Genomic DNA, 19,627 nt, shown 5'->3' with positions numbered 1-19,627 from the left:
TCGGGCCATTCCGCCTCAGGGTTCATTATACCAATGCTCCGGTCTCGCACCGATGCCCACCGCCCGGGCAGTGAAGCCGCGCAGGAATGGCACATGGTCCAGCACTTTCAGGAATAATGGCGCCTTCGGCGGTTCCGCTTGTGTCAGAACAGGAAGCAGGACGCGGTCCTGCGCGGCGATCTGCGCGCGTTGCGTCAGCCGGGTCGGCAATTCGCGGCGCTTCTGAACCGCTGCAAGCGCCTGTTCCGGGGCTTCATCGCGTCTCAGGTGGGGCGCAAGGATGCGCGCAGCCGCAACGGCGTCCTGTACGGCCAGGTTGATGCCGACACCCCCGATAGGCGACATCGCATGCGACGCATCCCCGATGCACAACAGCCCCTCACGCCGCCACGTCTTGAGGCGGTTCACCTGCACGGTCAAAAGCTTGATGTCGTCCCAGCTCGTCAACGTCTCCGCGACCCCTGCGAGGCCGGGGGCCAGGCGTGTCAGCCGGGCGCGGAAGGCTTCCAGGCCTTCTGCACGGATCGTGTCCGCGCCGCCCTTGGGAACCGGCAACGCACATTGCCAATAGTCGCCGCGATTGATCTGGACGAGAAATCCACCTGCGCCGAGCGTGCCGAAGGACTCGCCCACACCGTCGGGTACACGCGGCAGCCGCATCCAGAACACATCGATCGGCGCACCGAGGTCTTTCACCTCAAGGCCGGACTGGGCACGCAGGCGCGAGTCACGCCCATCCGCAGCGACCGTCAGGACAGACCGCACGTCAATCAGGCCATCCGGCGATTGCGCCGTCACGCCCTGGATACGCCCATCCGCTTCAACCAGCGCCTTGGCCTCGGTGGACATCATCAGGCGGAAGTTCGGCAGCTTGCGGGCTTGATCGGCAATGAAATCGAGCAGGTCCCATTGCGGCATCATCGCAACGAACTTGCTGTGAACCGGCAGGCGCGTGAAATCGGCGAGATCGTAGCGCCTGCCGTTCACGGTGACCGATATCCGTTCGGTCTTCTGGTAAGGCCGCGACAGGAGGCCATCCAGCAAACCGAGTTCGCGAAACAGTTCCAGCGTCGAGGGATGCACCGTGTCGCCGCGGAAATCGCGCAGGAAGTCGGCATGCTTTTCCAGCACAATCACATCGACACCGGATCGCGCGAGCAGATAGCCCATCATCAGGCCCGCAGGGCCGCCTCCCGCAATACAGCATTGAGAAGTCAGTGCGCGCATGGAGACCTCCGTTTCTGCTCAGCACCGTGTCGTCTGTCAGCTATTCGACCGGATCACCTCCGAAAACAGCGCGGCATCGACATTGCCGCCCGTAACGATAACACCGACCCGGCTGCCGCGCATCGTCTCGGGCAGGCCGCGTGTAGCGGTTGCCAGTGCGGCAGCGCCGCCGGGCTCTGCAACAATCTTCAGGTGCCTGAACGCAAACCGCATGGCGTCGCGAACCTCTGCATCGCTGACCACCAGGCCGCCTGCCAGCAATCGCTTGCCAAGGGGAAACGTCAGGACTCCCGGGGCCGGGGTCAGGATCGCGTCGCAAAACGAGCGCGTACCGGGGGCATTGGCGACAACTTCACCGGCCGCCAGAGACCGGGCCCAGTCGTCATGGCCTTCCGGCTCTGCCGTCCAGACCCGGGTGCCGGGTGACACGCCTTCGCATGCCAGCGCCACGCCGGTAATCAGGCCGCCGCCGCCAGCACAGCACACAAGATGGTCCAACGGTGCGCCACGTGCGGCCACCTGGCGCGCGAATTCCAGCCCCAGCGTGCCCTGGCCGGCAATGATGTCCGCATCGTCGAAACTCGGGACGACCACAGCGCCACGCGCCTCGGCGATGCGTCCTGCGATATCCTCGCGGCTTTCGGTGTTCCGGTCATAGAGATGCACTTCACCGCCGTCGGTGAGGACGCCGTCCACCTTCACCTGCGGCGCGTCGGACGGCATGACGATCAGCGCCGGCATGCCGAGCAACCGGGCCGCGCGGGCAACCCCTTGCGCGTGGTTTCCGGACGAATACGCGACAACCCCAGCCTTGCGGCTGGCGGCACCCATCTGAGCCAGCCGGTTCATCGCGCCCCGGATCTTGAAACTGCCGGTCACCTGAAGGCACTCGGCCTTGACCAGCACCTCGGCGCCTGCGGCAGCATCGAGTGCCGGATGGACAAGTATCGGTGTTTCGCGCGCAACCTGCGCCACGCGCGCTCCTGCAGCAACGACATCGTCAAAATCGGGCAATCGGACCGCAGCGCTCATCGGACCAGCCCTAACCCGGCCGCGAGGCGCCTTCAAACCGAAAAGTGCGGCCTTAAAGGGTGGCAGCCAGTTTCCGGATCAGGTCACGCGCACCTTCAGCAGTCTCTTCATTGTCGATCGCATGCGCCAGCACTGCTTCGAAATAGCCGAGCTTGGACCCGCAATCATACTCGCGTCCCTCGAATTCGTAGGCGTGGTAGCTCTGCGTCTCCATCTGCCGGACCATCGCGTCGGTCAGCTGGATTTCGCCACCTGCGCCGGCCGCCTGGTCTGCAAGCAGGCCAAAGATTTCTGGCTGCAGGATATAGCGCCCGGTGATCTTGAGATTGGAGGGGGCCGATTCGACTGGTGGCTTTTCGACCATGCCTGACATTTCGATCAGGCGGCCGTCGCGCGATTTCGGGGCGATCACGCCATAGGACGAGACCCGGTCCATCGGCACGGGGTCGACGGCAACGATATTTCCGCCCACCGTTTCATATGCCTGCACCATCTGGGCAAGGCAGGATGGCGAGGCTTTCACGATCACATCCGGCAACAGCACGGCGAACGGCTCGTTGCCGATGATGTCGCGGGCACACCAGATGGCGTGGCCAAGGCCGAGCGGCGCCTGCTGGCGCACGAAACTCGCGCTGCCGGCTGGCAGCAACATCTTCTGCAATTGCTCAAGGATGGCGTCCTTGCGCTTGGCGGTCAGCGACGATTCGAGTTCATAGGCCCGGTCGAAATAGTCCTCGATGGCGCCTTTGTTCCGGCCAGTCACGAACACGATGTGCTCGATGCCCGCCTCGAGCGCCTCGTCCACCACGTACTGGATGGCAGGCCGGTCGACCACCGGCAGCATTTCCTTCGGGATCGATTTCGTTGCGGGAAGGACCCGGGTCCCCATTCCGGCAACCGGGAGTACAGCTTTCCTGACGCGCATCGAGGGCTCCTCATTCCTGTTCAAGCCTGGAGTATTGGTGCGCCCTATCCCGCAATTTGCGGGCGATGGCCAGTGCCGTCAGGCGCTCAGTTGACCGCGTAAAAGATGAACGCAGCAAACCAGGTCGACAGGCAGACGACGAGGACCATGCCGAATATCCGGCGGAACGCGCTTGAGGCCGGCTGCGACAGTTCGGCGAGCACGCGTTCCTGCAGCGCACGTGCCGGCGACGCGACATGCATGGTTTGTGCACCAGCGTCTACAGGTTGGACACTTGACGCACCGTCTTTCGACGGGACGTCACTGGCGTCCTGATCGTGGGAAGGCTGGTGTTTGACGGGCTGCGCGGCCATGTGAACTCCGGATATTGGTCCATTTCGTATGCCATTCAGCCCCTAAGGTTTGGCTAACGGTTTTCAACAAAATATTCCGGAGTTTTTTTACCAGCGTGTCAGAGCGGCGACAGCGTGTGGCCACCGTCGACAACGATTGTCGAGCCGGTCATGTAGCTTCCCGCATCTGACGCGAGCAGCAGCAAAGCGCCGGAAAGCTCCGAAACCTCGCCGATCCTGCGTTGGCCGATCCGCCTGATCATCTTCAGGCCCTCTTCCGACTCGAGGAAGTCGTCATTGATCTCGGTCTTGAAATATCCCGGCGCGATCGCGTTCACACGCACACCCGAACGGGCCATTTCGAGTGCCATCTGGCGGGTCATATGGTCGACCCCCGCCTTCGACACGCAATAGGCTGTCGACATGTACTGCGTCCGGAATGCGGTAATCGACGCGATATTGATGATCGAACCCGGCACCTTGGCATTGGTCATCGCGTTTGCCCCGTGCTTTGCGACGCGCCAGACGCCGGTGAGATTCGTGTTCATCACCGCGTTCCAGTCGTCCTCACTCATTTTGGTGAACCAGCCTTCGCGCGACATGCCGGAATTGTTGACGATCACATCGCAAGGCCGCCCGAGCGAATCAGCAATCTCTGCGAACGCCCCGGTTACGCTGTCTTCGCTGGTGACGTCCATTTCGACCGGCAGCGCCTTGCCCCCTCGGCCTTCGATCTCCTGAGCGACCGCTTCGAGCCGGTCCATCCGCCGGGCAGCCAGTACCACGTGGGCGCCGGCATCCGACAGAACGAGCGCGAAATGACGCCCCAGTCCGCTTGACGCTCCGGTAACCAACGCTGTCCGATTAGCCAGACTAAACATACTCATGCCCCTGATCTCCAATTTTGGTGTTGCACCACGCAATAATTTGTCCCTATCTCCCCTGCATGAAGATATCAGTGCTGAGGGAGCGACGCTCCGGTGAGACCCGTGTGGCCGCAACACCGGAGACCGTCAAGAAATTGGTGGGTCTGGGACATTCCGTAACCGTCGAGACGGGTGCCGGAACGGTCGCGGGCTTTATGGATGATGCGTACAAGGCCGAAGGGGCGACGATTGGCAGCGATGCCGCCGACGCTGCCAAGGGTGCGGATGTGGTGTTCAAGGTGCGTGGACCGGAGGTCGCCGAAGTCGCGGCCCTGCCGGACGGCGCGACCCTGCTCGCCCTGATGGACCCGTTCGCGCTGGAGCCCGGCCTGCTCGACGCGCTCAACGCCAAGAAAATCGCAGCCATGTCGATGGAATTCACCCCGCGCATCTCCCGCGCGCAGTCCATGGACGCCCTTTCCTCTCAATCAAACCTCGCCGGCTACCGCTCGATGATCGAAGGTGCCCACATCTATGGCCGCGCCATGCCGATGATGATGACCGCCGCCGGCACCGTGGCCCCGGCCAAGGTGTTCGTCATGGGCGTCGGCGTTGCCGGCCTGCAGGCCATCGCGACCGCCCGCCGCCTGGGCGGCGTCGTGACGGCCACCGATGTGCGCCCCGCCGCCAAGGAACAGGTCGCTTCGCTGGGCGCCAAGTTCATCGCGGTCGAGGATGAAGAGTTCAAGGCCGCTGAGACGGCCGGTGGCTACGCCAAGCAGATGTCGCCGGAATACCAGGCCAAGCAGGCCGAACTGACGGCCTCGCACATCACCAAGCAGGATATCGTCATCACCACGGCCCTAATTCCCGGCCGGGCGGCCCCCGTCCTCGTCACCGAGGCGATGGTGAAAACCATGAAGCCCGGTTCAGTCATCGTCGATATGGCCGTCAGCCAGGGCGGCAACTGCCCGCTCTCGAAGGCTGACGAAATCGTCGATGTCGGCGGCGTGAAGATCGCAGGCTTCTCGAACCTCCCGGCCCGCCTGCCGGCTGATTCGAGTTCGCTCTACGCCAAGAACCTGTTCGCCTTCCTGCCGCTGGTGACCGCCGAAGACGGCGCACTCAACCTCGACACAGACGACGAAATCGTCACCGCCATGCTGCTCACGCGCAATGGTGAAACCGTGAATGACAGGGTGAAATCATGAAACGCCTCAGCAGCCTCGCCGCGTCGGCGTTCCTTCTCGCCGCACCTGCCTTTGCAGAATCCGGCGGTGTAAACCCGACCGTCTTCCTCGCCGCCATCTTCGTGCTGGCCTGCTTCATCGGCTATTACGTGGTCTGGAGCGTGACACCTGCGCTGCACACGCCGCTGATGGCCGTGACCAACGCGATCTCCTCGGTGATTATCGTTGGCGCCCTCGTCGCCGCGGCCGCCGCCGGCCTCACTGCTGACAACTGGACTGCCAAGATCCTCGGCGGCGTCGCTGTCATGCTCGCCAGTGTCAACATATTCGGCGGCTTCCTCGTCACCCAGCGCATGCTGGCCATGTATAAAAAGAAGGGGGAGTAGTCTGATGGACAGTTTCCACTCCACCTGGGCGCCTGCGCTCTACCTCGTCGCTGGCGTTCTCTTCATCCTGGCCCTGCGCGGCCTGTCGAGCCCGGCCAGCAGCCGCAAGGGCAACCGCAATGGCATGATCGGCATGGCCATTGCTGTCGGCACGACCATTGCCCTGCTCTGGAACCAGATCGACCCGGTCACATGGGGCATCATCCTCGGCGCTGTCGCCATTGGCGGCACCATTGGTGCAGTGATCGCCAAACGCATTGCCATGACGTCGATGCCGCAGCTTGTCGCCGCGTTCCACAGCCTGGTCGGCCTCGCCGCCGTGCTGGTGGCCGCCGCCGCACTGTATGCCCCCTCGGGCTTCGGCATTGCCGACGCCGAGGGCATCCATGTCGCCTCCCTGATTGAACTCTCGCTCGGCTCGGCGATTGGCGCCCTGACGTTCACGGGCTCGCTCATCGCGTTCGCCAAGCTCAACGGCAACATGGGCGGCGCGCCGATCATGCTGCCCGGGCGCCACGTCCTCAACTCGGCCCTCCTGCTCGGCATCATCGTGCTCGTTGGCGTCCTGATGGCCAGCCATGGCCATGCGCATTGGGCCTTTATCGCCCTGACGGTGCTTGCCCTGATCCTCGGCATCACGCTGATCATCCCGATCGGCGGCGCCGACATGCCCGTGGTCGTGTCAATGCTGAACTCCTATTCCGGCTGGGCCGCTGCAGCGCTCGGCTTCACCCTCGGCAACTTCGCCCTGATCATCACAGGTGCACTGGTCGGTTCGTCGGGTGCGATCCTCTCCTACATCATGTGCAAGGGCATGAACCGCAGCTTCATCTCGGTCATCCTGGGCGGCTTCGGTGGCGATGATGCCGCGGCAGCAGCAGGCGGCGCGCAGGTCGATCGTCCGTTCAAGCGCGGCTCGGCCGAGGACGCGGCCTTCATCATGAAGAACGCCTCCAAGGTCATCATCGTGCCCGGTTACGGCATGGCAGTGGCGCAGGCCCAGCACGCCCTGAAGGAAATGGCCGACAAGCTGAAGGAAGAAGGCGTCGAAGTGAAATACGCCATCCACCCCGTCGCAGGCCGCATGCCGGGCCACATGAACGTCCTCCTCGCCGAGGCGCAGGTGCCCTATGATGAGGTCTTCGAACTGGAAGACATCAACTCCGAGTTCAGCACCGCCGACGTCGCCTTCGTCATCGGCGCGAATGACGTCACCAACCCGGCCGCCAAGACCGACAAGACCTCGCCGATCTACGGCATGCCCGTCCTCGACGTGGAAAATGCCGGTACGGTGCTCTTCATCAAGCGGTCCATGGGCTCCGGCTATGCCGGCATCCAGAACGAACTCTTCTTCCGCGACAACACGATGATGCTGCTCGCGGACGCCAAGAAGATGGTCGAGGATATTGTGAAGTCGCTTTAGGCGCCGGAAATCGCCGCCTTGATCCGGGCGGTGATCCCAGTGTCCATGACGCAGGCTTTCGGGTGGCTTGCCGTGGCAAGCGCCTCTGCGAGCGCTGACACCCCGGCGCCGTCTATCATCAGGTCGGGCGCAATCTCTGCCAAGGGCATGAGAACGAACAGGCGCTCCCCGATCCGCGGATGGGGCAAGGTGAGCTTCGGGGCGTCCACCCGCAAGGTGCCCATCACCAGGACGTCAATGTCGATCTCGCGCGGGCCCCAGCGCTCGGTAGTGGACCGGCCGAGGTCCACTTCGATCCCCTTCACTGCATCGAGCAGGTCGATCGGTGAAAGGCTCGTCTCGACCCGCGCGCACAGATTGATGAACTCGCCCTGGTCAGTCTTGCCCCAGGGCCGGGTACGATAAGCGGACGAAACCGTCACCAGCGAACAGTCCGCCCGGGAGTCGATCGCCCGCAGCGCACCTGTCAGGAAACCCGCGCGGTCGCCAATATTCGAGCCAAGGCCAAGGATGGCATCAGCCATTCCTGCCCCGCGTGACGGATACGCCGACATGGTCGACGACATGGCTGATCGGGGCGGATGGCTTGCGCACGGTCACCGTCACCTCCTGCACAAGCGCAAAGCGATCCAGGATTGCCTGCGCGACGGTGTCCGCGAAGGTTTCGATCAGGTTGAACACGCTGCTGGCCGAGACTTCGGCGGCAAGGTCGCACAATTCGCCGTAATGGACCGTATCAGAGATCCGGTCAGCGGCATTCCCCGGCCGGATCACCGAACATTCCATGTCGACCATGAATTTCTGGCCGAGGGATTTTTCGGCATCCATGACGCCGTGATGGCCATGCAGGCTCAGGTTCGAAACAAAAATCCGGTCGGTCATCTGGCCTCGTCGATCGCCTTCAGCATTTTCAGCGCGTCCGCGTGGGCTGCCACGTCGTGGACCCTGAGCACGGAAGCTCCTCTCTGGACGCTCGCGATGCCGGCGGCAAGGGTGCCACTCAGGCGGTCGCCCACCTCGCGATCAAGGACACGGCCAATGAACGACTTGCGGGAAACACCGACCAGGACGGGCACACCGTAATCGACCAGCACGTCGAGCCGCGACAGGGCCGTTAGGTTCTGCCCCCAGGTCTTGCCAAACCCCACGCCCGGATCGAGCAGCACGTGCTCCCGGGGTATGCCCGCCCTTGCGGCCATGACGAAGGCTGCGTCGAAGAAGTCCCGCATGTCGTCGACCAGATTGAGCGAGGAGTCGGCCTGGCCGCGATTATATGTCACGACGATGAGGCTGCCGGTTTGCGCAACCGCATCGGCCATCCCGGTATCGCGGGTCATGCCCCAGACGTCATTGATGATGACGGCCCCTGCCGCAGCCGCAGCCCGCGCGACAGACGCCTTGTACGTGTCAATCGACACAACCGTGGCTTCGTCCTTCAGCAACTGCGGGATCACGGACATGACACGGCGGGTCTCGTCGCCCTCGCTTACCGCCTCGGCACCGGGGCGCGTTGATTCGCCGCCCACATCGATGATGCCGGCGCCCTCCGCCAGCATCGCGCGGGCATGGGCGATGGCAATGCCGGGGTCCACAAAGGCACCGCCGTCCGAAAAGGAATCAGGCGTGACGTTCAGGATGCCCATCAGGACAGGGCCCTGGGCCATGGCGTGCAGGACGCCGTCCCTGAGACGGGTGCGCGTGACAGGGGACAGGATCATCGCGTAAGTACGCCTCGGCAGCCGAGCCACGCTTATAGCCTGATGGCCAACAGCGGCAACAGGGGCAGCCGGTCTTCACACCGGGATCATTGCGGGTGCAGGTGCCTTCGGGCGCGCGCCTGTCATGGCCTGGGCCGCCTTGAGGCCCATTGGCCGGGGGCCTGTGACGCTGCGCGAAACACACCCCTTGGAAAACCCGCATATTTGGAAGATGGTGTGCCCAGCAGGGTTCGAACCTGCGACCTACTGATTAAAAGTCAGTTGCTCTACCAGCTGAGCTATGGGCACGCCGAAGGCGCCATTTAGGCAACGGCGGTTCCCGGGTCAACCGCTACCTGCACAGGGCGGCTTGATGTCGCCATAATTTTTATCTCACCGTGAGGCCATGAAGAAGAATATCGCACACTGCTTCTACGCAATCGCACTCGCCGCCTGCGCCAGCAGCCCGGCGACTCCCCCGCCTTCTGGCGCCGAACCAGGGCCCACGCTTGGTGACAATGTCGGCACGGCAGCCAACAGCGCCATGACCACGACGCGGGAAGGCCTGCCGGATGCCGCCTTGTCGCCGCTCGAAGACCTGAATCTCCGGCGCCAGGAAATCCCGCCCGAACTCGCCGGCCTCAAAAGTCCCTACGATTTGCCGCAGGGATTGACCTGCGAACAGGTGGCGGCGCAGCTGGCGACGCTGGACCGGGCGCTTGGTCCTGACTGGGACACGCCGAATCCCGACGCCCGCCTGCGCACTGAAGTGCTTGCTGATTCCGCCGCGGAAGCCACGCTCGATGTCCTGGCATCGGAAGCGCGCGGATTCATTCCGTTCCGGGGCCTCATCCGCAAGGCGACCGGGGCGGAAACGCACGAAAAGAAATACAACAAGGCGTTCAAGATCGGCGCCCAGCAGCGCACCTATCTCAAGGGCTACGGCCTCGCGCGCGGATGCCCGTTGCCCGCCCGTCCGGATTTTTCAGTCAACGCGCAGGACGATGACAGCATCCAGTTCAAGGGCGACGACCCCAACCCGCCAGCCGTTACGCCTCAGCCTTAGGAGACGACTTTGTCGACGCCCAGTCAGCGGTGAGCCGCGCACGAAGGGCTTCAAACCGTCCCTCGCGAATGCTGAGGCGGATTTCCGCCATCAGGGCCTGGAAGAAAGCGGTATTGTGCCAGCTGAGCAGCATCGGCCCGAGATACTCTCCCGCCTTGAACAGGTGGTGGTAGTAGGCTCGCGAATAGTCGCGGCTGGCGGGGCAATCCACCGCCGCGTCGATCGGCGACAGGTCTTCGGCGAATTGTGCGTTCTTGACGTTTACCGGACCGGCCCATGTCCAGGCCTGGCCATGCCGCCCTGACCGCGTCGGCAGCACGCAGTCGAACATGTCGATACCGCGCGCAACGCTTTCGACCAGGTCGATCGGCTTGCCGACACCCATGACATAACGCGGCAGATCGTCCGGCAGGTGCGGAATGGTCATGTCGATGGTGGCGCACATCTGTTCGTGCCCCTCGCCAACCGCCAGCCCGCCCAGCGCGATACCGCCAAACCCCTGCCCCACCACGCCCTTGGCGGACCGCTCCCGCAGGTCGGCAAAGTTAGATCCCTGGACGATGCCGAACAGGGTCTGGCTTTCGCGGTCGCCAAACGCATCCAGCGAACGCTGGCCCCAGTCGAGCGACAGGGTCAGGCTGCGCTCGGCCTCTTCATGGGTGCAGGGGAAATTCGTGCATTCATCCAGCTGCATGGAAATGTCGGCGCCCAGCAGGTCGGCCTGTATCTCGATACTCCGCGCCGGAGTCAGGCGGTGGGTGGACCCGTCGATATGGCTCTGGAAGGTCACGCCATCGGCATCCATCTTGCGCAGCTGGGCCAGGCTCCAGACCTGGAAGCCGCCACTGTCAGTCAACATGGGGCCGCTCCAGCCCGAGAATTTGTGGAGCCCGCCCAGCCGCTTCACGCGCTCCGCGCCCGGCCGCAACATCAGGTGATAGGTATTGCCGAGGATGATGTCGGCCCCCGCCGCCTTCACCTGGTCCATGTACAGCGCTTTGACGGTGCCCGTCGTGCCAACCGGCATGAAGGCCGGCGTGCGGATCTCGCCGCGCGGCGTATGCAACACGCCCGTCCGGGTTTTGCCCTCACGGGCCTGAATATCAAAAGGAAAAATCGCCATGCCCGCGCATATAGGCGACGGGAGCCTGACCGCAAAGCCAATCCCTCATGTGGTCTGACGTGTCACCGGGCGAATGTGATGGGCGCGCGCGCGCCGAAACGATAGCCTTCCTGTTCGCCCTGAAACTGCAGGACGCCCGCGCCAGAATTGAGAGACGTGAATTTGACGAACAAGGTCATCGTCATTTCTCCCGATGTTGCTGGAAGCACCACGTCCTCATCAGTGGCACATTTCAGACGGGCTGCATTTTGAGCCCCTTCGTCGTCCTCGCTGATGACACCAACGGTAAGATCGCCACCTTGTTCGGCCACGTTTATGCTCGAATAGACCGAGTAGCCCACTTTTCCGTTGGAACAGACGTGAACGTCAGCTTCCCCGTTTCCGGCATAGACCAAGCCGTAGGTCTTATTCTCGGGATTGGCCGCCTCAGCAGCGGCAGTTTCAGCATTCAAGGCATAGACGTTGGACCCCAGCATAACAGGAAGCGCGTACCAGTCGCATGCCCCGCCAGGGTTCGTCAGTCCTTCAATCTCGTCGTCTCTCAACCACGCCATCTGGTCGACAGCCTGTTCTGGAAGCACCGGAACGATCGCCAGCTTCTGGCCCTCATGCTTCAGAAACGCGATCCCGGAATTTTCATCCACATCAATGGCGACAGACTGCGGCGCTTGGGCAGGAAGCGGGATGGGGATAACCCCACCAAGCGCCACACCTGCACCCTGGGTAAGTGTCCAGCGTCCCTCGATCGCCTTGACCATTTCCACGGGCGCCTGGGCGCAAAACTCGTTTCCAGACTCATCCGCACCGGCAGGAAGCAAGGCAACCGTTGCGAAAACACACAGTGAAAGAACATGTTTGATCATTTTTTGATCTTAGCATCCTTCATCATGAAGTCCAATTTTCTCAGTACCATCGTTTCAAAAGACCCCTGCTTTTGCTGGACTTTTGACAGGGTCATGCCGTCCAGCAGCCCCTTGTTCACCCCCTGCGCAATCCGCAGTGCACGTCGTATCCTGTTGCGATCACAACAGGATCCTTGCGGAGGAAGTTCCATGTCCCAGCGCACAATATCTAGACCTGTCAACGGGCGTGACAGGCTCGCCGCGAGGCGTGAACACCGCACCAGTGCGCGTCACCCTTTCGGTCGCACCGAATCTGAAAGGCTACGTCTCCTTGGCGGCGGGCTGTAGGCATTACAGCCTTTCCTGCGCAGGGTTCCGATGCGTCACGGCTTGAAGCGACTGCGCGCACAGCGCATGCTGAAAGAAAATGAGGGACGGAAATGAAAGAACTGGCTGGCAAGACGGCATTCGTGACAGGCGCGGCATCAGGCATCGGCCTGGGTATCGCGACTGCCCTGGCGCAGGCGGGCGTCAAGGTGATGATGGCTGACATCGAGAAAGACGCGCTGGACAAGGCGATCAGCGACCTCAGGCTGACCAATGCCGACGTCGAGGGCGTCATCGCCGACGTCTCGCTCAAGGACCAGTTGCAGGCCGCAGCTGACGCCACCATCGAACGCTTCGGCAAGGTGCATATCCTGGTCAACAATGCGGGTGTCGGTGGCGCCGGCGGTTACGGCCAGTGGAACGATGCTGCGTGGGACTGGACCATCGGCGTCAACCTGATGTCGGTTGTCTGGGGCTTCGAGATTTTCGGTCCGCTGATCGAATCGCATGGTGAAGGCGGCCAGATCGTTTCGACAGCCTCGATGGCCGGCCTCGTCGCCGCAGTCGCGCCTGCCTACAATGTCACGAAATACGGCGTCGTGGCCCTGTCAGAAGGCCTGCGCCAGGAACTCGCCCCGCGCGGGATCGGCGTGTCGGTGCTTTGCCCGGGCTTCATTCGTACGAAAATCATGGAATCAGGGCGCAACCTGCCGGGACGGTTTGCCAGCAAGATTGATGTCGAAGCCGCGGCGGCGCAGGCGGCCGAGTCGGAATTCGCCAAGATGGCGGCCGACCTCATCAACAAGGGGATTGATCCGCTTTATGTGGGTGAACTCGTGCGCGAAGCCATCGAGGAAGACTGGCCCTACATCTTCACTGACAACATGTTCGAGTCAGGCGTCGACGAACGGTTCGCCGCGATCAAGGCAGGGTTTGACCGCATTCGCGACCGCACACCGCGTCACTAGAACTCGATTTCAGCGCCAACCAGTTCGGGCAGCTGGAGCACGATCAGGAGGTCGCGCATTTCCTGGCGAGCGGCCACATGGCTCATCGTGAAGGACACGTTGGAGCCCTTCTCGGTAAGGTCCAGCAGGGTCAGCCCCGCCGGGAAGAGTTCGCGGTAGATCACACGCTCGGACAGGCCGGGCGCAAGGCGGAAGCCAATCCGCTTGGACAGGTTGGCAAGTGCTTCGCCAACGCGTTCCTTGTTCTTGGCCGCCAGCGGCGACATGCGATTGCGCATCACGATCCAGTCGATCGGACGGCGGCTCGCCTGTGCCTTCTTCTTGCGGCACGACCAGACCATTTCCGAATAGAAGCTGGGCCGGATCACTTCGAGTGTCTGCGGGTTCACGTCGCCCAAGAGGTCGAAGTCGACAAAGCTGTCATTCAGCGGCGTGATCAGGCTGTCGGCACTGACATGGGCAAGGCGCGACAGGAAGGTGTCACCACCGGGCGCATCGACCACGACGAAATCACAGGCCTTCTTCAGGCGTGCCAGGCTGGACAGGAAGCGTTCGGTCTCTTCGGCTTCTGCCCTGTCGAGGTCACGCTCCGTGCTGGCATCGACGCGAATGATCTCCGGCATTGGCAGGCGGGCACCGGTGGACTGCATCCAGCGGAGGCGGTTTTCAAGATAGCGGGTGAACGTGCGCTGACGGACATCGAGATCGACCACGCCAACCTTCTTGCCCATTCGCATCAGCGCAACAGTCAGGTGCATGGAAACCGTGGACTTGCCGGCACCACCCTTTTCGTTGCCGACAACGATCACCCGCGCATCGCGTTGTTGCACTGACATGTCCGGGCCACCCACCTTACTTAACGGGGCGAATCCATCAGCGGGCATGTTGGGGGACTCCACATGGTTCGATCAAATCAAAAATTAAGGGCCTGGATTCTCAGGCGACGCGGGATATTGCTTCGTCAGCACGGCGGACACCCGGCATAAAAGCCGGCGCGTCTCCGAACAGGTCCATGTCTTCTGCCGGCACCGGGCCGTAGCTGGCAGCCATCGGCTCGCCATCGAACAGCATCGGATCGCCGATCATCGGACCGAACGGCACGCCGTTTGGCATCAGGTCGAGAACCGGTGCCTGGGCAGAAATCTGGCCGAGCAGCGCACGCAGGCCACCCAAGGCGCCCGAAACGCGCGACATTTCGCGGGAGAAGGCAAAGACTTCTGCCGAAATCGGCGTGCTGCGTCCTTCGAACATCCATTCGTCGGAGACAGTTTCCGGTTCATATTCCCGTATCCGCGGCTTCGGTGCGGCGGCTTCAAGCGTTTTGGACCTGCCGGCAACCAGACGAAGGGCTGCAGACAGCGCGAAAAACTTAATCGGAGCGAAGATACGGTGTGTCATGGCTTTAAATTTCCACTGTTTGGGTTAACAAGTCGTTTACTTCATAGCCAGTCGGGGCCTTTTCAAAGTGAATTCGAAGACAGGTAAACCGGTCACGGTGGTGCGCACGCGCGCCGAGTTGGGACGGCACATCAGGGCATGGAAGCAGGCAGGTGAATCGGTCGGATTCGTGCCCACGATGGGGGCGCTCCATAGCGGCCACCTGTCGCTCGTTGAAAAGGCGAGGGAAAACGCGACGCGCACGGTGGCGAGCATCTTCGTCAACCCGACGCAGTTCGCCCCGGGAGAAGACTTCGACACCTATCCGCGGAACACGGAAACCGACCTCGCCAAGCTCGCATCGGTCAACTGCGATCTTGTCTATTTGCCGTCGGTCGAGGAGATGTATCCGCCCGGAAACACGACAAATGTGCGGGTCGAAGGCCTGTCGGACCTGCTCGACGGCGTCTACCGGCCGCATTTCTTTTACGGCGTGGCCACGGTTGTCGCGCGCCTGTTCCTTCACGTTCAGCCAGACGTCACGGTGTTCGGCGAGAAGGACTACCAACAACTCCAGATCATCCGCCGCATGGTGCGTGACCTCGGATTTCCCGTGCAGATCATCGGCGGTGAAACCGCTCGCGACGCCGATGGGCTGGCCCAGTCTTCGCGCAATCTCTACCTGGCGCCGGATGATCGCATCGCGGCTGGCGCCCTGCAGGCAGCGCTCCACCGGGCATCGGTGCGGTTGTCGCTGGGCGTGATGCCGTCCGAAGTGCTCGCAGAGGCGCGGGCGCTGGTTGCGGCAGCCGGGTTCGGCAAGATCGACTATGTCAGCCTGGTGGATCCCGATACGCTGCTGGACCTGCCTGATGCACCGCTGGCGCCCGGAACGCCGGCCCGCCTGCTGGGCGCCGCCTGGATCGGCAAGACGCGCCTCATCGACAATATCAGCGTTGCGCGCTGAACGCCTTAAGCGCGCCAAGCACGGCTTCGTTATCCTTGGCTGACCCGATGCTGATGCGCAACCGCGTCGGCAGTTTGTAGCCGCCAATGGCGCGCACCAGGATGTCGCGATCCTTCAGGAAGGCATGCGCCGCAGCCGCCCGCTCGGCAGACCCGAAGTCGGGGATGACAAAGTTCGCGGCCGATTCCGGCGTCGGCAGGCCCATCGCATTCAGCGCTTCAATCATCTTCGCCCGCCACAGCGTATTGTGTTCGCGGCTCATGGTGGTGAAGGCCGGGTCGCTGATGCTGGCCGCACCCGCCGCTGCCGCCAGGGCGTTGACGTTGAACGGCCCCCGGATGCTCTGGAACGTATCGGCAATCCGTCTTGGCAGATAGGCCCATCCAAGGCGCGCCGCTGCAAGGCCGTGGATCTTCGAGAAGGTCCGCATCATGATCGTGTTTGGCCGCCGGTCGACCATGTCACGGATCGCGGCCTCGTAGGCCGGCCCGACATATTCGGCGTAGGCACCATCAATCACGAACAGGACATGCGGCGGCAGGGCGTCCTGCAGCTCCTTGAGGGCATCGACTGACATCATCGTGCCGGTGGGATTGTTCGGATTGGCAAGGAAGAGGATCTTGGTGCGCGCCGACACACCGCCGAGGATGGCATTGGCGCCGGCCGTCAGGTCGGTCTCCGGCACGAAGACCGGTGTCGCGCCGTGCGCCGTAGCCGAGACTGCGTACATCGAAAAGGCATGCTCTGTCTGGAGCACTTCATCGCCCGGCCCGGCATAGCACTGGGTCAGCAGGTGGATGATCTCGTCGGAGCCGGAAGACACAGCGATCCGGTCGATCGCGGTGATCCCCGCTGCGGCGCCGATCGCTTCGCGCAGGGCACCATAGGCGGGATCGGGATAGACGTGGACGCTCGCCGCAGCTTCGCGCATCGCTTCGATGGCCAGCGGGTTCGGCCCGAACGGGTTCTCGTTCGATGCCAGCATGATCACGGGCCCCCTGGCGCCAGCCAGCTTGCCGCCGGGCACATAGGGCTTGATGTTCAGGACATGCGGGAGCGGGGATATGTCGGTCATGCCGCGCGGTTACACCAAACTCGGCGCGCGGGGAAGAAGGACCAGCCCCAGGCGAAGCCGGGGGATGGGGGCGGAGGGGGCTCGTCCCTCGCCATGACGCGGGACGAGCCTCCTGTTGCCTAGTTCACCGAACCGAATTCGGCGCCGGCATCGGTGAAATAGGCCCGCCAGAAGGCCTTCACGTCGGCAATCGGCAGATCGTATATCTGGCGGGGAACGATGCGGGCGACAACCTGGACGTGGTCCATGTTCGGCTTGGTGCCTGCCAGCTTGGAGTCGAGATAGGCATCATAATCAGCGCCGACCTTGTAGAACGAGAAGGCATCGGAATGCTGCATCAGGTCGGAGACGACAACGACGCGGCGGTTCTCGCTGGAGGCCTGGAAGTCGGCCCGGTCGGAAATCGTGTAGAGCGCCTCGAACAGCGGCGAGCTTGGCTGGCGCGTGTCCTGGAGCGCGTGTTCGATCTCCGCGATCAGCGGCTGGTAGAAGGTCTTCTGCCATGCCGACTCGATCATCTTCGGGTTCTGCGTGATCGGGTTTGCATCGGCGATGCTGCCGGGCGAGCACTTCACGAAGATGACCTTGGGCTGGAAGGGGTCCGCCGCATTCGGCGTCATCACCGTCAGGCGGCCGTATTTCGGCAGGGCCCGGGCCTCGTTGTCGACAAACTCATGCACCCAGTCCAGGTCGTTCGGATTGAACGGGTCGGACTGGTCAAGCAGGATGACGGTATGCGCCGGGTCCTTGCGGTCCATGCGGCAGCTGGTTTCCGCCATCAGGGACGGCGGGATATTGAACGCGACCAGCGCAAAAAGGCCGAACACGCCTGACAGCATCAGGCCGATCATGCCGCGCCAGAACCAGGGTCCTCTTTCTCGTCTTCTTGCCATCGTCTAGCCTCCTGCCGCCGGCCTCAGGCGCGGCGCGCTTCATCCACGGAAACGAAGGCCTTGCCGGCAGACTTGCCTTCACGGACCTTCTCGATTTCTTCGCCAACCTTTTTCTCGATGCTCGAGAGGCCCTTCTGGACCTGTTGGATATGCGTCTCCAGCCATTCGCGTGTGAGGTTCAGGGCTGTGAGGTTCTGGTCGATCGTCTTGATGGCGGCGTTCGCCTGGTCACGTTCCTTCTTGAAATCGAAGGGCGGCAATTGCGGCGTGACGATCTCGTCGAAATAGGCCGGGCATGCGGCCTGCTCGCCAAGCTTGTCGCGCAGCTGGTTGCGTTGGCGGCGGTGCGCCTGGCGGTAGGCCACTTTCAGCGAACGCTCCTGGTCGGCCGCATTGGCCGCAATCGAAGCGGCCACGTCGCGGCGCGAATCCAGCACGTTCATGGCCTTCTCGATTTCACGCTTGGCTGCCGCATGGCGCGAGAGCTGGGTTTCGAACCACAGGCGGCACTGGGTGAAGTATTCCGACAGGTCATCGCGCACACCGTTGCGAACCGCCTGGCGACGCTCATAGGCCTTGCGCTCTTTCCGCCAGACGCGGCCATAGCCGGGATAGCGGTCGGAAATGCGGTCATAGCCTTCGTACACGGCGAGGCCGAAGACGGTGAGGCCCATGAACAGGAGGCCCATCGCAATGAAGCTTTCAAGGCCGATAATGTTCGGGAACATGCTGGACATCACCGTTGCCGGCGAGATGTCGAACATCGAGAATTCGGCCATCGTGCCGGCCGCGGTGGCGGCAATCAGGCCGGTTTCCACGGCATCGCGGAAGTGCGCGACGAACAGGTTGAGGAACAGGCCGCTGACCAGCCCGACCGCCATCACTGTTCCGCCCAGTACCTTCAACGCGATATTCGGATGGTTGAAGGCATAGCGCAGGCCGAAGAAGCCGGTGATCACGCCGATACAGACGTTCACGGCGCTGACCGCGAAGGCGATCATCAGGCCGCCGAGCAGGCCGGATGCCTGGGCGTCCTTGAACAGGAGCGCGTTGAAGCCGCCCTCGAGCAACATGATGAACACGAGGATCGCGACAGTCTGCTCCACGTTCTTCTTGATGTCGGGCGTGCGGTCACCGATCCGGTCGCCGTGGCGGGCCCGGAACGTCTGCAGTTCGATGATCGCCTCGTCATGGCTGTGCTTCGCGTCGGACCGGTCATCCTGCTCGTAATGGCGGTACTCGTTCTCTTCCGACTTGATCGCCTCGCGCAGCTGGTCGGGATAGATGTCGATCGGCGTGCAGTCGTGGATGAAGTTGCGAACGTTTGCGGCCGTCGTGCTCATCCATGTATTGAGCCCGCGGCGCACGGCTTCGGCGCGCTCGGCGATCTGCTGTTCGCGCTCGCTCCACTGGTCCGGCGTGATCGCCTCGGAGACCGGCAGGCCATCGGCTGCGTCCTTCTTTGCATCACGCTTGGTGAGCATGCGGCTGAACCCGAGTTCGCCCTCGGCGAGCTTGCCCTTCAGGCCGAAATCCGTGAGTTCAGCCTTGGGGTCGAGTGGTTTGATTTTCGACTGGCAGCCGACATCTGCGCCCCAGCGCACAGTTTTCTTCAGCATTGTATTACCTCTTAACAACAGACGGCTTGGTATTAACCTTCGCCGACAATGCGCCGGACCCGTAAATAGAGCGTGAAAGCCTGCCGCTTCTTGCAGATAGGTAATGTTGGTTAATCCCACCCCCGTAATGACGGGGGCGGGAGTTAATTTTTTGAATTCATTCAACCGATTGCGTTAACCGCACTCGTGCCGCACGGCCCCTGCCGGGGGCCGAGACTGCTAACAACCCACTAAGGCGTCATGCAGTTTTTTGCAGTGGCCAAATCGCAACACTCATTGCAGCAGGCCGGAA

Annotated in this window: 22 protein-coding genes and 1 tRNA gene; 6 read left to right on the top strand and 17 right to left on the bottom strand. The window is 62.6% G+C overall.

Translation table 11 applies throughout. The annotated features are described in order from the left end of the window. Window positions 1–15: 15 nt before the first annotated feature. The 5 genes from HJO_RS01275 to HJO_RS01255 all read right to left on the bottom strand — a co-directional run bounded on the left by HJO_RS01275 (window position 16) and on the right by HJO_RS01255 (window position 4,403). Complete coding sequence (locus tag HJO_RS01275; protein ID WP_035612738.1) at window positions 16–1,227, bottom strand: FAD-dependent oxidoreductase; 1,212 nt, start codon at window positions 1,225–1,227, stop codon at window positions 16–18. Window positions 1,228–1,263: 36 nt separating this feature from the next. Further along, window positions 1,264–2,259 carry a threonine ammonia-lyase gene (locus HJO_RS01270; RefSeq protein WP_035612735.1) on the bottom strand — a complete coding sequence of 332 codons (996 nt, stop codon included), beginning with the start codon at window positions 2,257–2,259 and terminating at the stop codon, window positions 1,264–1,266. A 52-nt stretch (window positions 2,260–2,311) separates the two neighbouring features. After that, on the bottom strand, window positions 2,312–3,184 hold the full coding sequence (galU, locus tag HJO_RS01265) for a UTP--glucose-1-phosphate uridylyltransferase GalU (protein ID WP_035612733.1): 873 nt from the start codon (window positions 3,182–3,184) through the stop codon (window positions 2,312–2,314). An 86-nt stretch (window positions 3,185–3,270) separates the two neighbouring features. After that, complete coding sequence (locus HJO_RS01260; protein WP_035612730.1) at window positions 3,271–3,537, bottom strand: hypothetical protein; 267 nt, start codon at window positions 3,535–3,537, stop codon at window positions 3,271–3,273. A 98-nt stretch (window positions 3,538–3,635) separates the two neighbouring features. Continuing rightward, window positions 3,636–4,403, bottom strand: a complete 768-nt coding sequence (locus HJO_RS01255) for an SDR family NAD(P)-dependent oxidoreductase (RefSeq protein WP_035612727.1) — start codon at window positions 4,401–4,403, stop codon at window positions 3,636–3,638. A gap of 59 nt (window positions 4,404–4,462) precedes the next feature. Between HJO_RS01255 and HJO_RS01250 the strand changes: the two genes are divergently transcribed. From HJO_RS01250 to HJO_RS01240, 3 genes are read left to right on the top strand one after another with little or no spacing between them, the layout of a single operon-like run. After that, complete coding sequence (locus HJO_RS01250; protein WP_035612724.1) at window positions 4,463–5,593, top strand: Re/Si-specific NAD(P)(+) transhydrogenase subunit alpha; 1,131 nt, start codon at window positions 4,463–4,465, stop codon at window positions 5,591–5,593. Beyond that, window positions 5,590–5,958 carry a proton-translocating transhydrogenase family protein gene (locus HJO_RS01245; RefSeq protein ID WP_035612721.1) on the top strand — a complete coding sequence of 123 codons (369 nt, stop codon included), beginning with the start codon at window positions 5,590–5,592 and terminating at the stop codon, window positions 5,956–5,958. Before HJO_RS01250 ends, HJO_RS01245 begins: the two co-directional genes overlap by 4 nt. Before the next feature lie 4 nt (window positions 5,959–5,962). Further along, window positions 5,963–7,381, top strand: a complete 1,419-nt coding sequence (locus HJO_RS01240) for an NAD(P)(+) transhydrogenase (Re/Si-specific) subunit beta (RefSeq protein ID WP_035612718.1) — start codon at window positions 5,963–5,965, stop codon at window positions 7,379–7,381. On the opposite strand, the gene folK is transcribed toward HJO_RS01240, so the two are convergent. The 4 genes from folK to HJO_RS01220 form a co-directional block, all read right to left on the bottom strand. Beyond that, window positions 7,378–7,905, bottom strand: coding sequence for a 2-amino-4-hydroxy-6-hydroxymethyldihydropteridine diphosphokinase (gene folK / locus HJO_RS01235; protein ID WP_084141302.1), 528 nt, complete (start codon window positions 7,903–7,905; stop codon window positions 7,378–7,380). The two genes, HJO_RS01240 and folK, sit on opposite strands and share 4 nt — an antisense overlap. Next, window positions 7,898–8,263, bottom strand: coding sequence for a dihydroneopterin aldolase (gene folB / locus HJO_RS01230; protein WP_035612715.1), 366 nt, complete (start codon window positions 8,261–8,263; stop codon window positions 7,898–7,900). Before folB ends, folK begins: the two co-directional genes overlap by 8 nt. Further along, window positions 8,260–9,099: a dihydropteroate synthase gene (gene folP, locus HJO_RS01225; RefSeq protein WP_241764644.1), complete on the bottom strand. Its 840-nt coding sequence runs from the start codon at window positions 9,097–9,099 to the stop codon at window positions 8,260–8,262. Before folP ends, folB begins: the two co-directional genes overlap by 4 nt. A gap of 212 nt (window positions 9,100–9,311) precedes the next feature. Beyond that, a tRNA-Lys gene (locus tag HJO_RS01220) sits at window positions 9,312–9,387 on the bottom strand. A 97-nt stretch (window positions 9,388–9,484) separates the two neighbouring features. Between HJO_RS01220 and HJO_RS17435 the strand changes: the two genes are divergently transcribed. Next, a complete protein-coding gene (locus tag HJO_RS17435; protein ID WP_051617940.1) occupies window positions 9,485–10,144 on the top strand; it encodes a hypothetical protein in 660 nt (219 codons plus the stop codon). Here the strand turns inward: HJO_RS17435 and tgt are convergent. The 3 genes from tgt to HJO_RS18330 all read right to left on the bottom strand — a co-directional run bounded on the left by tgt (window position 10,128) and on the right by HJO_RS18330 (window position 12,321). Continuing rightward, window positions 10,128–11,267 (bottom strand): tRNA guanosine(34) transglycosylase Tgt, encoded by a 1,140-nt coding sequence (gene tgt, locus HJO_RS01210; RefSeq protein ID WP_035612712.1) that lies wholly within the window; start codon window positions 11,265–11,267, stop codon window positions 10,128–10,130. The two genes, HJO_RS17435 and tgt, sit on opposite strands and share 17 nt — an antisense overlap. A gap of 62 nt (window positions 11,268–11,329) precedes the next feature. Beyond that, window positions 11,330–12,130, bottom strand: coding sequence for a hypothetical protein (locus tag HJO_RS01205; protein WP_035612709.1), 801 nt, complete (start codon window positions 12,128–12,130; stop codon window positions 11,330–11,332). After that, the gene (locus tag HJO_RS18330; RefSeq protein WP_156945377.1) at window positions 12,127–12,321 is read right to left on the bottom strand and encodes a hypothetical protein; all 195 of its coding nucleotides are present in this window, start codon (window positions 12,319–12,321) and stop codon (window positions 12,127–12,129) included. Before HJO_RS18330 ends, HJO_RS01205 begins: the two co-directional genes overlap by 4 nt. Window positions 12,322–12,549: 228 nt before the next feature. Between HJO_RS18330 and HJO_RS01200 the strand changes: the two genes are divergently transcribed. After that, entirely contained in the window at window positions 12,550–13,404 is an 855-nt protein-coding gene (locus tag HJO_RS01200; RefSeq protein ID WP_035612705.1) for an SDR family NAD(P)-dependent oxidoreductase, read from the top strand. On the opposite strand, the gene HJO_RS01195 is transcribed toward HJO_RS01200, so the two are convergent. Continuing rightward, the gene (locus tag HJO_RS01195; RefSeq protein WP_035612704.1) at window positions 13,401–14,240 is read right to left on the bottom strand and encodes a division plane positioning ATPase MipZ; all 840 of its coding nucleotides are present in this window, start codon (window positions 14,238–14,240) and stop codon (window positions 13,401–13,403) included. The genes HJO_RS01200 and HJO_RS01195 overlap by 4 nt on opposite strands. A gap of 100 nt (window positions 14,241–14,340) precedes the next feature. Next, window positions 14,341–14,802: a hypothetical protein gene (locus HJO_RS01190; protein WP_035612701.1), complete on the bottom strand. Its 462-nt coding sequence runs from the start codon at window positions 14,800–14,802 to the stop codon at window positions 14,341–14,343. 67 nt (window positions 14,803–14,869) lie between these two features. On the opposite strand from HJO_RS01190, the gene panC reads away from it, so the two are divergent. Next, window positions 14,870–15,748: a pantoate--beta-alanine ligase gene (gene panC, locus HJO_RS01185; RefSeq protein ID WP_035612699.1), complete on the top strand. Its 879-nt coding sequence runs from the start codon at window positions 14,870–14,872 to the stop codon at window positions 15,746–15,748. Here the strand turns inward: panC and HJO_RS01180 are convergent. The 3 genes from HJO_RS01180 to HJO_RS01170 all read right to left on the bottom strand — a co-directional run bounded on the left by HJO_RS01180 (window position 15,732) and on the right by HJO_RS01170 (window position 19,335). Then, on the bottom strand, window positions 15,732–16,823 hold the full coding sequence (locus HJO_RS01180; protein WP_035612696.1) for a pyridoxal phosphate-dependent aminotransferase: 1,092 nt from the start codon (window positions 16,821–16,823) through the stop codon (window positions 15,732–15,734). The genes panC and HJO_RS01180 overlap by 17 nt on opposite strands. A gap of 119 nt (window positions 16,824–16,942) precedes the next feature. Next, on the bottom strand, window positions 16,943–17,716 hold the full coding sequence (locus HJO_RS01175) for a hypothetical protein (protein WP_156945376.1): 774 nt from the start codon (window positions 17,714–17,716) through the stop codon (window positions 16,943–16,945). 23 nt (window positions 17,717–17,739) lie between these two features. Further along, on the bottom strand, window positions 17,740–19,335 hold the full coding sequence (locus HJO_RS01170; protein ID WP_035612690.1) for a cation:proton antiporter: 1,596 nt from the start codon (window positions 19,333–19,335) through the stop codon (window positions 17,740–17,742). Window positions 19,336–19,627 lie beyond the last annotated feature (292 nt).

Origin of the sequence: Hyphomonas johnsonii MHS-2, from assembly GCF_000685275.1 — a bacterium.
GTDB lineage: Bacteria > Pseudomonadota > Alphaproteobacteria > Caulobacterales > Hyphomonadaceae > Hyphomonas > Hyphomonas johnsonii.
This window is presented reverse-complemented; position numbering and strand designations above follow the sequence as displayed.